Annotated in this window: 14 protein-coding genes; 4 read left to right on the top strand and 10 right to left on the bottom strand. The window is 72.8% G+C overall.

Annotated features, from left to right (window positions below; all coding sequences use genetic code 11):
- Positions 1-7 precede the first annotated feature (7 nt).
- The 3 genes from VKK44_RS04745 to VKK44_RS04735 all read right to left on the bottom strand — a co-directional run bounded on the left by VKK44_RS04745 (position 8) and on the right by VKK44_RS04735 (position 2,923).
- Entirely contained in the window at positions 8-1,066 is a 1,059-nt protein-coding gene (locus VKK44_RS04745) for a PhoH family protein (protein WP_343445604.1), read from the bottom strand.
- 132 nt (positions 1,067-1,198) lie between these two features.
- The gene (locus VKK44_RS04740) at positions 1,199-2,575 is read right to left on the bottom strand and encodes a serine hydrolase domain-containing protein (protein WP_343445603.1); all 1,377 of its coding nucleotides are present in this window, start codon (positions 2,573-2,575) and stop codon (positions 1,199-1,201) included.
- Between the two features lie 3 nt (positions 2,576-2,578).
- Positions 2,579-2,923 carry a histidine triad nucleotide-binding protein gene (locus VKK44_RS04735; RefSeq protein WP_107155707.1) on the bottom strand — a complete coding sequence of 115 codons (345 nt, stop codon included), beginning with the start codon at positions 2,921-2,923 and terminating at the stop codon, positions 2,579-2,581.
- Positions 2,924-2,960: 37 nt separating this feature from the next.
- Here VKK44_RS04735 and VKK44_RS04730 point away from each other — a divergent pair, with 37 nt between their 5' ends.
- Positions 2,961-3,722 (top strand): SDR family NAD(P)-dependent oxidoreductase, encoded by a 762-nt coding sequence (locus VKK44_RS04730; protein ID WP_343445602.1) that lies wholly within the window; start codon positions 2,961-2,963, stop codon positions 3,720-3,722.
- Between the two features lie 130 nt (positions 3,723-3,852).
- Here VKK44_RS04730 and VKK44_RS04725 read toward each other — a convergent pair whose 3' ends face one another.
- The 3 genes from VKK44_RS04725 to hrcA all read right to left on the bottom strand — a co-directional run bounded on the left by VKK44_RS04725 (position 3,853) and on the right by hrcA (position 6,828).
- Positions 3,853-4,587, bottom strand: a complete 735-nt coding sequence (locus tag VKK44_RS04725; RefSeq protein ID WP_343445601.1) for a 16S rRNA (uracil(1498)-N(3))-methyltransferase — start codon at positions 4,585-4,587, stop codon at positions 3,853-3,855.
- Position 4,588: 1 nt separating this feature from the next.
- Complete coding sequence (gene dnaJ, locus VKK44_RS04720; protein WP_343447667.1) at positions 4,589-5,731, bottom strand: molecular chaperone DnaJ; 1,143 nt, start codon at positions 5,729-5,731, stop codon at positions 4,589-4,591.
- Positions 5,732-5,802: 71 nt separating this feature from the next.
- A complete protein-coding gene (gene hrcA, locus VKK44_RS04715) occupies positions 5,803-6,828 on the bottom strand; it encodes a heat-inducible transcriptional repressor HrcA (RefSeq protein ID WP_107155704.1) in 1,026 nt (341 codons plus the stop codon).
- A gap of 208 nt (positions 6,829-7,036) precedes the next feature.
- Between hrcA and VKK44_RS04710 the strand changes: the two genes are divergently transcribed.
- Entirely contained in the window at positions 7,037-7,684 is a 648-nt protein-coding gene (locus VKK44_RS04710) for a DUF4870 domain-containing protein (RefSeq protein WP_343445600.1), read from the top strand.
- Positions 7,685-7,727: 43 nt separating this feature from the next.
- Here VKK44_RS04710 and hemW read toward each other — a convergent pair whose 3' ends face one another.
- On the bottom strand, positions 7,728-8,951 hold the full coding sequence (hemW, locus tag VKK44_RS04705) for a radical SAM family heme chaperone HemW (RefSeq protein WP_343445599.1): 1,224 nt from the start codon (positions 8,949-8,951) through the stop codon (positions 7,728-7,730).
- Positions 8,952-8,970: 19 nt separating this feature from the next.
- On the opposite strand from hemW, the gene VKK44_RS04700 reads away from it, so the two are divergent.
- Together VKK44_RS04700 and VKK44_RS04695 are read left to right on the top strand one after the other, a co-directional pair.
- A complete protein-coding gene (locus VKK44_RS04700) occupies positions 8,971-9,756 on the top strand; it encodes an enoyl-CoA hydratase-related protein (protein ID WP_343445598.1) in 786 nt (261 codons plus the stop codon).
- Positions 9,757-9,910: 154 nt separating this feature from the next.
- Positions 9,911-10,771, top strand: coding sequence for a hypothetical protein (locus VKK44_RS04695; protein ID WP_343445597.1), 861 nt, complete (start codon positions 9,911-9,913; stop codon positions 10,769-10,771).
- A 56-nt stretch (positions 10,772-10,827) separates the two neighbouring features.
- Here VKK44_RS04695 and VKK44_RS04690 read toward each other — a convergent pair whose 3' ends face one another.
- Genes VKK44_RS04690 through VKK44_RS04680 form a run of 3 tightly spaced genes read right to left on the bottom strand, consistent with a single transcriptional unit; the run spans position 10,828 to position 13,933 of the window.
- Positions 10,828-11,658: a carbohydrate ABC transporter permease gene (locus VKK44_RS04690; protein WP_343445596.1), complete on the bottom strand. Its 831-nt coding sequence runs from the start codon at positions 11,656-11,658 to the stop codon at positions 10,828-10,830.
- On the bottom strand, positions 11,655-12,644 hold the full coding sequence (locus tag VKK44_RS04685; RefSeq protein WP_343445595.1) for a carbohydrate ABC transporter permease: 990 nt from the start codon (positions 12,642-12,644) through the stop codon (positions 11,655-11,657). Before VKK44_RS04685 ends, VKK44_RS04690 begins: the two co-directional genes overlap by 4 nt.
- Positions 12,641-13,933, bottom strand: a complete 1,293-nt coding sequence (locus VKK44_RS04680) for a sugar ABC transporter substrate-binding protein (RefSeq protein WP_343445594.1) — start codon at positions 13,931-13,933, stop codon at positions 12,641-12,643. Before VKK44_RS04680 ends, VKK44_RS04685 begins: the two co-directional genes overlap by 4 nt.
- Between the last annotated feature and the right edge of the window lie 169 nt (positions 13,934-14,102).

The following is a 14,102-nucleotide window of genomic DNA, read 5'->3' as shown; positions in this document are numbered from 1 at the left end:
CTGGTGGTTAGCGGCGCCGGCCGGCCCGGCCGCCCTGGGCGGTCCGCCCCGGCACGGCGTGCACGCTCTGCGCCTGCTGGTTCTCCCGCTCGGCGTCCCAGCGGGCGTACGCGTCGACGATCTCACCGACCAGCTTGTGGCGGACCACGTCGGAGCTGGAGAGCTGGGCGAAGTGCACGTCCTCGACGTTGTTCAGGATCTCCCGGACCACCCGCAGGCCGCTGCTCGTCCCGCCGGGAAGGTCCACCTGGGTGATGTCGCCGGTGACCACGATCTTGGAGTTGAAGCCGAGTCGGGTGAGGAACATCTTCATCTGCTCGGGCGTGGTGTTCTGCGCCTCGTCGAGAATGATGAACGCGTCATTAAGGGTCCGTCCGCGCATGTATGCCAGCGGCGCGACCTCGATCGTGCCGGCCGCCATCAGCTTCGGGATGGACTCCGGGTCGAGCATGTCGTGCAGCGCGTCGTAGAGCGGGCGCAGGTAGGGGTCGATCTTCTCGTTGAGCGTGCCGGGCAGGAAGCCCAGCCGCTCGCCCGCCTCGACCGCCGGCCGGGTCAGGATGATCCGGTTGACCGCCTTGGCCTGGAGCGCCTGGACCGCCTTCGCCATGGCCAGGTAGGTCTTGCCGGTGCCGGCCGGGCCGATGCCGAAGACGATGGTGTGCGCGTCGATCGCGTCGACGTAGCGCTTCTGCCCGAGCGTCTTGGGACGGATGGTGCGACCGCGCCGGGAGAGGATGTTGAGCGTCAGGACCTCGGCGGGCCGCTCGGCGCCGCCCTGCTCGAGCATGCCGACGGTACGCCGGACGGCGTCAGTGGTCAGGGTCTCGCCTTTCTCGATCAGTTCGAGGAGCTCACTGAAGAGACGCTCGGCGAGGGCGTTGTCGGCGGGCGCACCGGTGATGGTGATCTCGTTGCCACGCACGTGGACGTCGCTGCTGACCGAGCGTTCGACGAGACGCAGGATCTCGTCGCCCGCGCCGAGCAGGTTCACCATGATCTTCTGGTCGGGGACCGTGATCCTGGTCTGCACCCGGGGCGGGCCGGGAGGTGGGGTGCCGGTCATAGGTCGGGCCGTCGGGCCCTGCGCCACCTGCTCTCCGATCTCGGCGCCGGGCCCTGCCGGCGCGGCGTACGTTGCTCCCATCGTATCGGGTCGGCACCGTGCCCACCGCGCCCATTTCCGGTGCCCGGCCGGTCAGCCGCCGGTCCGGAAGTCGTACCCGTCGAACGCCTCCTGCCGCCGGGTGAAGCGGTAGGTCGCCCAGTGCATCCGGACCACCACGCCCCGCTCGTCCCGGGTGAGCCGGAGCAACTCGCCCGCCTCCCGACCGGAGACCGTGCGGAACACGTCCGGCCGGTCCGGCAGCGGCGCGAACACCGACGGCGGTCGGCCGGCCGGGTCGTCCGCGCCCCGGGCCCGCAGCGCCCCGTCGTGCCAGGAGAAGACGGACTCGAACCCCTCGCCCCACCAGCGGCCCAGCATGCCGCGCAGGTGCTCCGGCGCGGGCGGGCCGGGACGCCACGGCTCGATCTCCGCCGGGTCGTGCTCGGCCGCGGCGTCGAGCAACTCGTGCGCCAGGCCGAGCACCTCGACGCCGGTGCCGGACGAGCCGAGCACCGCGCATCCCATCGCGCCGGCGGTGCCCTCCCCGCCACGGCGGCCGTAGACGGCGGCCAGGAAGCCGGGCATCGCGCCGTCGTGCCCGACGTGCGTCACCCGAGCCGGTCGGGGCACCAGGATCAGCCCGAGGCCGAAGCCGGCCGCCCAGAGCGACTCGTCGGTGGTGGTCAGCGGCCAGCGCATCTCCTCGACGGTGGCCGGGGTGAGCACCACGCCGGCCGGGTCGAGCGCGGCCGGGTCGGCCAGGAAGGCCGCCCAGCGGGCCATGTCCGGCGCGGTGCTCCAGAGCTGGGCGGCCGGCGCCACCGCGCCGAAGTCGGCGGGCGGCTCCGGGTGCGCCTCGTCGGAGTACGCGTCCACCAGGAAACCGGTGACGGCCCGCTCCCCCGGCGTGACGCCGGTGGCGGTCAGCCCCAGCGGGGCGAGCACCCGCTCGGCGAGCACCTCGGCCCAGGTGCCGCCGCGCCGCCGGGCGACCAGCTCGCCGAGCAGCGCCGGGCCGAGGTTGGAGTAGTGGAAGCGCCGGCCGGTGGGCAGCACCCGCTCCACCCGGGCCAGGTCGGCGAGCAACTCGTCGACGGCCGGGGCGCGCAGCGTGTCCCACACGTCGCCGTACGGCTCGCGTTGCAGGCCGGCGGTGTGCGACAGCAGCCGGCGGACGGTCAGCTCGCCGTGCGCGGGCAGGTCGAGGTGCCGTCCGACCGGATCGTCCAGGTCCAGCAGGCCGTCGTCCCGACACTGCATGACCAGCACCGCGGTGAACGTCTTGGTGACCGAGCCGATCCGGAAGACGCTCTCCGGACCGAGCGGGGTGTCGTTGCCGGTACCGCCCACCGCGCAGGCCCAGAGCGGCCGGTCGGCGCGGTGCAGCGCCGCCGACAGCGCCGGGACCCGCCCCTTCGCCTGGGCCTGCCGGGCCATCCGGTCGAGCCGGTCGGAGATCGAGGTCACCGGTCAGCGGCAGAGCATGGGGCCCAGCGGCGCGCCGCCGAGCAGATGGGCGTGCACGTGGAAGACCTCCTGGCCGCCGTACGGGCCGGTGTTGAACATGAGACGGAACCCGTCCACGGTCAGGCCCTCCTCCTCGGCCACCAGCGCGGCGGTGTGCAGCACCTCGCCGGCCAGCGTCGGGTCACCCTGGGCCAGGGTGGCCACGTCCGCGTAGTGCTCCTTCGGGATCACCAGCACGTGGGTGGGGGCCTTCGGGTCGATGTCCCGGAAGGCGAGGGTGGTGGCGGTCTCGCGGACGATGGTGGCCGGGATCTCCCCGGCGACGATCCGGCAGAACAGGCAGTCCATCGCAGCAGTGTAGGGAACGTACGGCAGGATGGCCGACATGGCGGGACGGGCGGTGCTGGTGACGGGGGCCTCGCGGGGCATCGGACGCGCGGTGGCGCGCGCGTTCGCCGCCGACGGCGACCGGGTGGCGGTCCACCACCGGGACTCGGCCGGGCTGGCCGAGGCGTTGCGCGCCGAGCTGCCCGGTGCCGGACACGTGGTGGTCCGCGCCGACCTGGCGGACCCGGACGCGGTACGGACCATGGTGGACTCCGCGGCCCGGCTGCTCGGCGGCCTCGACGTGCTGGTCAACAACGCCGGCGTGTTCGGGCCGGCCGATCCGCCGCACCCGGTCTTCGGCAGCAGCTACGAGCAGTGGCGGGCGCGTTGGCGCGAGGTGCTGGACACCAACCTGGTCGGCGCCGCCAACGCCGCCTGGTGCGCCGCCCAGCACATGCGGGAGCGGGGCGGCCGGATCGTGAACGTCTCCTCCCGGGGCGCGTTTCGGGGCGAGCCGGCCAATCCGGCGTACGGGGCCAGCAAGGCGGGGATGAACGCGATGGCGCAGTCGCTCGCGGTGGCGCTGGCGCCGTACGGCATCGGGGTGGCCTGCGTGGCGCCCGGCTTCGTCGAGACCGACATGACGAACGAGCACCTCAAGAGCGAGCGCGGCGAGGCGGTGCGGGCGCAGTCGCCGTTCCACCGGGTGGCCCGCCCCGAGGAGATCGCCGCCGCCGTCCACTGGCTGGCCAGCCCGGAGGCGGAATGGGCCGCCGGCACCATCGTCGACCTGAACGGCGCCTCCTACCTCCGCACCTGACCCACCCCTCACCCTCCCCCTACCGCGCGCTGATTCACGGAAAGAGTGCCTGTCCGGCCGCGAATAGCCACTCTTTCCGTGAAACTGCGCGGCCAGGGTGGGTGGGGTGGGGGTGAGAGGACGCGTGGGGTTACCAGCGGGGGAGGCGGGTGAAGAGGACGCTGAGGGCGGCCACGCCGGCGGTGGAGGTGCGCAGGACCGAGGGGCCCAGGCGGACCGGGCGGGCGCCGGCCTCGCGGAAACTGGCCAGCTCGGCGTCGGCGATGCCGCCCTCGGGACCCACCACCAGGACGATCTCGCCGGTCGACGGCAGCTCGACGGTGGTCAGCCGCTCCTCGGCCTCCTCGTGCAGCACGAACGCGGCACCGGCGCCGGCGATCCGGCGGGCCACCCTGGCGGTGGACTCGTCCGGGGCGCCGGCCACCACCGGCAGCCACGGGCGACGGGCCTGCTTGGCGGCCTCCCGGGCGGTGGCCACCCACTTCTCCCGGGCCCGTACGCCCCGGTCGCCGCGCCACTGGGCGACCGAGCGGGACGCCGCCCAGGGCACGATCTCGTCCACCCCGACCTCGGTCATCGCCTGCACGGCCAGCTCACCCCGCTCGCCCTTGGCGATCCCCTGCACCACCACCAGCCGCGGGACGCACGCGTCGGCGTACCCCCGGGCGGTGACGCGCGCGTCGAGCGTGCCCCGGCCGACGGCGGTGACCACCGCGGCGGCGGTGCCGCCCCGGCCGTCGGCGAGCAGCAGTTCCTCGCCGACGCGCAGCCGCTGCACGGTGGCCGCGTGGTGGCCCTCCGGGCCGTCCAGCGTCACCGTGTCGCCGGTGGGCAGCGCCTCGACCAGGAACAGCGGCGCCGACACCTCAGGCGTGCCCGTTGAAGGCGTCGCGCATCCGGGAGAAGAAGCCACCCTGCTTGGTCAGCTCGGCGACCTCCTCGCCACGGGTCTTGGCGAAGTCGCGCAGCATCCGCTCCTGGTCGGCGTCGAGCTTGGTCGGGGTGCGCACGTCCAGGTGGACGTAGAGATCACCCCGGCCGGTGCCCCGCAGGTGCGGCACGCCGCGGGCGCGCAGCCGCAGCGTGCTGCCCGGCTGGGTGCCGGCCTTGACGTCGACGATCTCCTCGCTGTCCAGCGTCTTGATGGTCAGCCGGGTGCCGAGCGCGGCGGCGGTCATCGGCACGGTCACCCGGCAGTGCAGGTCGTCGCCCTTGCGGGAGTAGACGTCGTGGGTCCGCTCGTGGATCTCGACGTAGAGGTCGCCGGCGGTGCCGCCGCCCGGGCCGACCTCACCCTGCTGGGCCAGCCGGATCCGCATGCCGTCCTCGACGCCGGCCGGGATCTTGACGGTCAGTGAGCGGCGGGTCCGCACCCGCCCGTCACCGGCGCAGGTCGGGCAGGGGTGCGGGATCGTGGTGCCGTAGCCCTGGCAGACGGTGCACGGCCGGGCGGAGACCACCTGGCCGAGGAACGTCCGCTGCACCGACTGCACCTCGCCGCGACCGCCGCACGCCTCGCAGGTGGCCAGGTGGGTGCCGGCGGCGGTGCCGGCGCCGGAGCAGGTGGTGCAGAGCACCGCGGTGTCGACCGTGATCGGCGCCTCGACGCCGAACGCGGTCTCGTTGAGGTCCAGTTCCAGCCGCAGGATCGCGTCGGCGCCCGGCCGGGTACGCGGCCGGGGACCCCGGCTGCCGCCCGCCGCGCCGCCGAAGAACGCGTCCATGATGTCCTGGAAGCCGACGAACGGGCCGGCGCCGCCGGGGCCACCCGCGCCCGCGCCGCCGCCACCCGGGGCGAGCGGGTCGCCGCCCAGGTCGACGATCTGCCGTTTCCGGTCGTCCGAGAGGACCTCGTACGCGGCGTTGATGTCCTTGAACTTCTCCTGTGCCTCCGGGTCCGGATTGACGTCCGGGTGGTACTGCCGCGCCAACTTCCGGTAGGCACGCTTGATGTCGTCGTCGGAGGCGTCCCGGCTCACGCCGAGAATGCCGTAGTAGTCCCTGGCCACTGCGTTCGGTGTCCTCATGTTCGTCTCGCGTCGCCGGTCGCCGGCCGTTCCCGGCCGTCGGCCCTGACTGGTCAGTTCTGGGCCAGCAGTTCGCCCACGTAGCGTGCCACGGCCCTCACCATGGCGATATTGCCGGGGTAGTCCATCCGGGTCGGCCCGAGCACGCCGAGCCCACCGACGATCGTGGCACCCGGGCCGTAACCGGTGCTGACCACCGAGGCGGCCCGCAGATTGTCGATCTCGTTCTCGTCGCCGATGAGCACCCGGGTGGTGTTGCTCGGCTCGGTCTCGCCGATCAGCTTGAGCAGCACGACCTCCTCTTCGAGCGCCTCCAGGATGGGGCGCAGCGAGCCCTGGAAGTCGAGCAGGCCACCCCGGGTCAGGTTGGCGGTGCCGGCCAACGCGATCCGCTCCTCGTGCCGCTCGACGAGCGTCTCCAGCAGCACGGTGGAGAGCGTGGTCATGGCCGGGCGCAGGTGCGGCGCGGACTCCTCGACCAGCGCCTGCACCAGCGGGGGCGTCTCGGCGAGCTGACTGCCGACCAGCTTCTCGTTGACCAGCCGGCGCAGGTCGGTCACGTGCTCGGCGGGGACCGGGGCGGGCAGCTCGACCAGCCGCTGCTCGACCCGCCCGGTGTCGGCGATCATGACGACCATCAGCCGGGTGGTGGAGATCGGCACCAGTTCCAGGTGGCGCACCTTGGACCGGGCCAGGCTCGGGTACTGCACCACGGCCACCTGCCGGGTGAGCTGGGCCAGCAGCCGGACCGTGCGGTGCACCACGTCGTCGAGGTCGACGGCGCCGACCAGGAAGCGCTCGATCGCCCGGCGCTCGGCCGGGCTGAGCGGCTTGACCCGGGAGAGCCGGTCGACGAAGAGGCGGTAGCCACGGTCGGTGGGCACCCGGCCGGCGCTGGTGTGCGGCTGCCGGATGTAGCCCTCCTCCTCCAGCACCGCCATGTCGTTGCGCACGGTCGCCGGTGAGACGCCGAGCTGGTGCCGCTCGACCAGGGCCTTGCTGCCCACCGGCTCCTGCGTGGCGACGTAGTCCTCCACGATGGCGCGCAGCACGGCGAGCTTGCGGTCGTCGAGACCCATCTCCCCACCTCCTGACGCACCTCGGCCGGGCGACGCGCGGCATCCGCCGGGCGACTGGCACTCGACTGTAGCGAGTGCCAGTCTACGTCGGCACCCCCACCGGCGCGATGATCAGCGACGGACCCCGGGTGCGGCCGTCGCGTTCCGGCGGCGCGTCGGGACCGAACAGCCCTGGTGCCGCTTGCCCCCGGGACCTACCGTGACGTCCATGACTGAACCTCCTCGCCCTCCCGGAGCGGGGGACCCCGGCCCCCAGCCCGACCCGTTCCCGCCGTCGGCGCCGTACGGCTCCTCGCCGGCCGACGAGCCCCCCACCGCACCACTGTCCGGGGCTCCGGGCGGGGGCGGCTATCCCCCGCCCGGCGGTTATCCGCCCCCGGGCGGCCAGCCTCCGGCGGGTGGCTACCCCCCGCCGGGTGGTTATCCCCCGCCCGGTGGTGGCGCCCCGGGCTACGGCGCGCCCGGCGGCGGCTACCCCGGTGGCGGCTCCTACGGCCCGCCGGCCGGTTACGCCAACAACGACGACAAGACGTGGGCCCTGGTCGCGCACTTCGGCGGCGCGGCCGGGATGCTGATCGGCGGCGGCGTGCTGGGCTGGATCGCGCCGCTGGTGGCGCTGCTGGCCCGGGGCAACCAGTCCCCGACCGTGCGGGCGCACGCGGTCGCCGCGCTGAACTTCCAGCTCATCTGGTCGGTCATCGCGCTGGTCGGCTGGATCCTCACCTGCATCCTGATCGGCCTGGTGGTCGGCTTCGGCGCCATGATCGTCGGGATCATCTTCGGCATCCTGGCCGGGGTGAAGGCCAACGAGGGGCAGCTCTACCGCTACCCGATGTCGGCCAGCCTGATCAAGTGACCCCGCACCGGCCGGTCCCGCGCGGCGGGGCCGGCCGGACCGGTCAGGGCAGCAGGTCGCGGACCACGCCGTCGGCCAGCAGCCGGCCGCGCAGCGTGAGCACGGCACGACCGTCCGCGTACGCGGCGTCGTCGAGCAGACCACCGGCACGGGCCCGCTCGGCGCCCGCCCGCCCGGCGGTGTCCAACACGTCCAGCGGCAGCCCGGAGTCGAGTCGCAGCCGCAGCATCACGTCCTCCATGTGCTGTTCGTCACCGGTGAGCCGTTCCCGGGCCAGCGCCGGCGAGGCGCCGTCGGCCAGCCGCTGCGCGTACGCGGCCGGGTGCTTGACGTTCCACCAGCGCACGCCGCCGACGTGGCTGTGCGCCCCCGGGCCCAGGCCCCACCAGTCCGCGCCGGTCCAGTAGAGCAGGTTGTGCCGGCACCGGGCCGCCTCGGAGCGGGCCCAGTTGGACACCTCGTACCAGGAGAAACCGGCCGCGTGCAGCGCCGCCTCCGCGGCGAGGTAGCGGTCCGCCGCCACGTCGTCGGAGGGGTACGGCAGCTCGCCCCGGCGCATCCGCGCGGCCAGCCGGGTGCCGTCCTCCACGATCAGGGCGTACGCGCTGACGTGGTCCACGCCCGCGTCGACCACCTGGGCCAGCGAGGCGGCGAAGTCGTCGGCCGTCTCCCCCGGCGTGCCGTAGATCAGGTCCAGGTTGACGTGGTCGAACCCGGCGTCGCGCGCCTCGGCGGCGGCGGCGGTGGCCCGGCCCGCGCTGTGCCGCCGGTCGAGCACGGCGAGCACGCCCGGCGCGGCGGACTGCATGCCCAGCGAGATCCGGGTGTAACCGGCGGCCCGCAGCGTCCTGAGCGACTCCGGGGTGACCGACTCGGGGTTGGCCTCGGTGGTCACCTCGGCGTCGGCGGCCAGGCCCCAGGTGCGGTCGATGCCGTCGAGGATCCGGGCCAGGTCGTCGGCGGGCAGCAGGGTGGGTGTGCCGCCGCCGACGAAGACGGTGTCCACCCGGGGCGGCGGGGAGTCGCCGAGCACGCGGCCGGCGAGCGCCAGCTCGGCCAGCACGCTGTCGGCGTACGTCTCCCGGCTCGCCCCGCCACCCAGCTCCGAGGCGGTGTACGTGTTGAAGTCGCAGTAACCGCACCGGCTGGCGCAGAACGGGACGTGCACGTACACGCCGAAGCCGCGGGCGCCGACGGCGCGGCGGGCGGTGGCGGGCAGCGACCCGTCGCGCGGGACGGGTTCGCCTTCTGGAAGGACGCCGGGCATGGCCACTAGTGTGCCCGGCATGACCTCTCCGGACGCTCTCGTGCGGGTCGCCACGGCCCGTGGGGTGACCACCCTCACCCTGGACAGCCCGCACAACCGCAACGCGCTCTCCACGCCGCTGATGACCGAGCTGCTCGCCGGGCTGGCCGCGGCGGTCGCCGACGACGCGGTCCGGGCGATCGTGCTGGACCACACCGGCCCGGTCTTCTGCTCCGGCGCCGACCTGAAGGAGACCGCCGCCGCGTACGCCAGCGGGACCGTGCCGGCCGGCATGCTCGGCGACGTGCTGGTCGCCGTCCGGGAGTGCCCGAAGCCGGTGCTGGCGAAGGTGGCCGGGCCGGCCCGGGCCGGCGGGCTGGGCCTGATCGCCGCCGCCGACCTGGCGGTCTGTGCCGAGGAGGCGACGTTCGCGTTCACCGAGGTGCGGATCGGCGTGATCCCGGCGGTGATCTCGGCGACCGTGCTGCCCCGGCTGAGCCCGCGGGCCGCCGCCGAGCTGTACCTGACCGGGGAGACGTTCGACGGCCGGCGGGCCGCCGAGGTCGGCCTGGTCACCGCCGCGGTGCCGGCGGACGGGCTGGACGCCGCCGTCGAGCGCTACCGCGCCGCGCTGGTCAAGGGCGCGCCGGCGGCGCTGGCCGGGGCGAAGGAGCTGCTGCGCCGGCCGGCCGCCACCGATCTGCGGGCGGAGATCGGTGCGTTGGCGGCGCTCTCCACGGGGTACTTCCTCTCCGACGAGGGGCGGGAGGGGGTGCTCGCGTTCCGTGAGAAGCGCCCGGCGGCGTGGGTGCCCGCCGAAGGATAGAAGGCGGGGCCCCCGGTCGACGCGTCCGGCACAGGCGGGACCCCTTCTCGACAGCGACCGGTCACGGGCCGGTGACGCGGCGGTGAGAAGGCCGGTCGGCCGAGTCGGGGAGTCGCGTCGGCGACGTACGCTGGTCGGACTGTCAGGACAGGGGGTGCGGGTGCGGACGCGACCGGCGATCGTGGCATCTGGTGTGGTGGTGTGCGTGCTGGCCCTGCTCGCGATCTGGTTCGTGACCAAGCAGTTCGGTCACCACCTGCGGCTGCCGCTGGCCAGCCGGACCTGCACCGTGCAGGCCGACGGCGAGGTGGTGCTGGGCGCCGACCAGATGGCCAACGCGGCCACCATCGCCGCCATCGGGGCGCAGCGCCGGATGCCCGAGCGCGCGGTGGTGGTGGCGCTGGCGACCGCCTACCAGGAGTCGCACCTGCGCAACATCGCGCACGGCGACCGGGACTCGCTCGGCCTGTTCCAGCAGCGCCCGAGCCAGGGCTGGGGCACGCCGGAGGAGATCCAGGACCCGCGCTACGCGACCCGGAAGTTCTACGCCGCGCTGAAGAAGGTCAAGGGCTGGGAGCGGATGCGGGTCACCGAGGCCGCCCAGCGGGTGCAGCGGTCGGCCTACCCCGAGGCGTACCAGAAGTGGGCGGACGAGTCGGAGGTCCTCACCCGCGCGCTGCTCGGCCAGGCGACCGGCGCGGTGGCCTGCACTGTCGGTTCGACACCGACCATGCGCGGCCCGGCCGCCGCCAGCGCGGTGCTGGAGGGCCTGACGCTGGACTGGGGCCTGCCCCGGCTGACCGGGGCGACGAACCTGACCGGGTTGACGGTGCCGGCCAGCGACGACCGCAACGGCTGGCGCTACGCGCACTGGCTGGTCTCGCACGCCGACGACAACGGCGTGAAGCGGGTCCGCTTCGGCAGCCTGGAGTGGACCGCCGAGCAGGGCACCTGGGCCCGGGTGAAGGGTGATCCGGCGACGCAGGTGCTGGCCGAGGTCTTCGCCGACACCTGAGCCGGCGCCGGGCCGCCGACGGCCCGCCGACGGCCCGTCATCGAGGTCGACCGGGCTCAGCCCTTCACCGCGCCGGCGACCAGCCCGGAGACCATCCGGCGCTGCACCAGCAGGAAGAAGACGATCACCGGCAGCGTGAACAGCGTCGACGCGGCCATCACCGACCCCCAGGCGGTGTCGTCCCGCCCGAAGAAGAACGTCATCGCCACCGGCAGCGTGTACCGCTGCTGGTCGTTGATGAACGTCAACGCGAAGATCAGCTCGTTCCAGGCGGTGATGAAGGAGAAGATGCTGGTCGCCACCAGGCCGGGCGCGACCAGCGGGAACAACACCTTGCGGAACGTCTGCGCCCGGCTCGCCCCGTCGATCGCGGCGGCCTCCTCCAGCTCCTTCGGCACCGCCGCGACGAAGCCGCGCAGCATCCACACCGCGAACGGCAGCGAGAAGCCGAGGTAGGTGAGGATCAGGCTGGGCAACGTGTTGTAGAGGCCGAGCCGCTGGATCATCAGGAACAGCGGGATGACGAGCGCCTCCAGCGGGATCATCTGCACCACCAGGAGCAGGATCAGGAAGCTGGTGCGCAGCTTGAACCGGAACCGGGCCACCGCGGTCGCGGCGAGCAGCGCGACCAGGCCGCTCAGCAGCACGGTGGCCACCGCGACCAGCACGCTGTTGAGGAAGAAGTCGAGGAACGTCACGCCGGGGATCAGGTTGCCGGTGAGAATCTCCCGGTAGTGCTCCAGGGTGGGCTCCGCCGGCACCGGGCGCGGCGTGGCCGAGAAGATCTCCCGGTTGGGCTTCAGCGAGGTCGCGATCATCCAGTAGACGGGGAACGCGGCGAAGAGCGCGACCAGCACGCCGGCCCCGTTGAGCGCGATCTTCTTCACGACTCGTCCTCCTGCTTGAGCACCATGCGGACGTACAGGGCGGTCACCGCGAGCAGGATCACGGTGAGGATGACGGCGATCGCGGAGCCGAGTCCGTACTTCGGCGGCGGTGAGAACGCCTCCGCGTACGAGTAGATCGACAGCATGAACGTCGACCGGTCCTGGGTGCCGCCGGCCAGTACGAACTGCTGGGTGAAGACCTTGAAGTCCCAGATCGTGGAGAGCACCACGAGGATGCCGAAGACCGGCCGCAGCATCGGGAACGTGACCGACCAGAAGACGCGCCACGGCCCGGCGCCGTCGACGCGGGCCGCCTCCTGCAACTCGGTGGGCACGCTCTTGAGCCCGGCCAGCACGCTCACCGCGATGAACGGGAACGAGTGCCAGACCACCACCAGCGTCAGGATGCCGAAGAAGAGCAGCGGGTCGTTGAACCAGCCGTAGCCGGTCCAGTCGCTACGCCCGAACAGGGTCGTGGAGAGGCCGTCCGGCAGTTTGTTGAACAGCCAGGTGACCAGGCCGCTCGTGTCGTCGAAGATCCACTTCCAGACGATGGTGCCGGTCAGCGCCGGGGTGGCCCAGGCGAGCATCACGCAGCTCGCCACGAACGTGGCCATCCGCTTGCCGAGCCGGTTGAGCAGCAGCCCCACCAGCGTGCCGAGCACCATGGTGAGCGCCACGTTGGCGAACGCGAAGAGCACGGTGTTGCGCAGCACCGTACGGAAGAACGGGTCGCCGAGGATCTGCGTGTAGTTGGCCAGGCCGACCCACGGCCACTCGCGGTCCCCGCGGAGCTGGCGGACGCTGTCCAGCTTGTAGAAGGACATCATCACGACCTGGCCGAGCGGCCAGAGCAGCAGCACGGCGATGATCGCCAGACAGGGCAGGAGCAGCAGGTACGGGAGGCGGTCCACCCGGGGGCGGCGCCGCCGCGCGGGGGTCTCCCGCGCGGCGGCCTCGCCGGTGGCCTTGGTCAGCGTTGTCACTTGGCGTTGAGAATGCTTTCCATCTCGGTGGCCGCGTCGGCGGTTGCCTTCTCGACCGTCTTCTGGCCCTTGATGACCGAGCTGTTCATCGCCTGGGTCACCGTCTTGGTGCGGCTGACCTCGACCCACTTCGGGGTCAGCGGGGTCAGCTTGGTGTTCTGGATGGCGGTGGCGAACGCGGCCATCACCTTGTCGTTGGCGTAGTTCCCGCCGCTGACCAGGTCCTGGTAGACCGGGAAGAAGCCGAGGCTGCTGGCGAACTCCTGGTCCTTCTGCTTGCTCAGCAGCACGGTCATGTAGTCCCAGGCCAGCGCCTGGCGCTCGCTGTCCTTCCAGACCGCGATGTCGGAACCGCCGGCGAACGCCGGGGCGGCCTTGCCGTCCGGGCCGGGGATCGGGAACGTGCCCCAGACCTTCTCGATGTCGGGGTTGTCCTTCTTCATCGCGCCGCCCTGCCAGCTACCGGCGAACGCCATGGCGGCCTTGCCGGTGGCGAACTGGGTCCGGGCGTCGACCTCGTTCCAGCCGGCGGCGGCCGGCGGGGCGACCTTGTGCACGGTCACCAGGTCGGTCCAGAACTTGACCGCCTTCTGCGCCTCGGGGGTGTTGTAGCCGGACTTCCAGGTGTCGCCGTCCTTGGTGGCGATCTCCCCGCCGGCACCCCAGAGGAAGGAGTAGAACGGCAGCTCGGAGTTGCCGGGCAGGGCGATGCCGTAGGTGCCGGGCTTCTTGGCCTGGACGGCCTTCGCGGCGGCGACCATCTCGTCCCAGTTCGTCGGCGGCTTCACGCCGGCCTCGGCGAACCAGTCGGTGCGGTAGTAGACGGCGCGCACGCCGGCGTACCACGGCACCCCGTACTGCTTGCCGTCGAGCTGGGCGTTCTTGACCAGGTCGGGCAGGATGTCCTTGCCCTCGGTCCAGCCGTTGAACTTGTCCGTGACGTCGGCCAGGGCCTCCTGCGCGGCCCAGCCCTGGGTCTCGGTGTTGCCCAGCTCGGTGACGTCCGGGCCCTCGCCGCCGGCGAGCGCCGCCTGGAACTTCTTCGGCGCCTCGAGCCAGGGAATGTACTGCACCACGACGTCGGTCTCGGGGTGCTTCTTCTTGAACTCCGCCTCGACCGTGTCGAGGAACTTCGTCTGGGCGTCGCCGCCCTCACCCATCATCCAGACCGTCAGCTTGCTGTTGTCGGCGGCCTTGTCGTCGTCGCCGGAGCCACCGCAGCCGGTCAGCACCAGCGCGGCCGACGCCACGATGGCGGTGACCGGAGCCAGCCGCTTCCACCTGTTCACGCCATATCTCCCTCAGGGCCGTTTGGCACTAACCTTCTCCGCCGCACCTTAGTAGGAAAATTTCCTTTACAACAGGGGGTGGGTGCGGCGGGCGGCCGAGGCGACGGTATCGCAGCCGGACGCCCGGCCGGCAGGGGTGCCGTCCGGGCAGGTCAGAGCGGGAGTACGC

The organism is Micromonospora sp. DSM 45708, from assembly GCF_039566955.1.
Taxonomy (GTDB): Bacteria; Actinomycetota; Actinomycetes; order Mycobacteriales; family Micromonosporaceae; genus Micromonospora.
The sequence above is the reverse complement of the archived record's forward strand: the minus strand, read 5'-3'. Positions and strand labels throughout refer to the sequence as shown.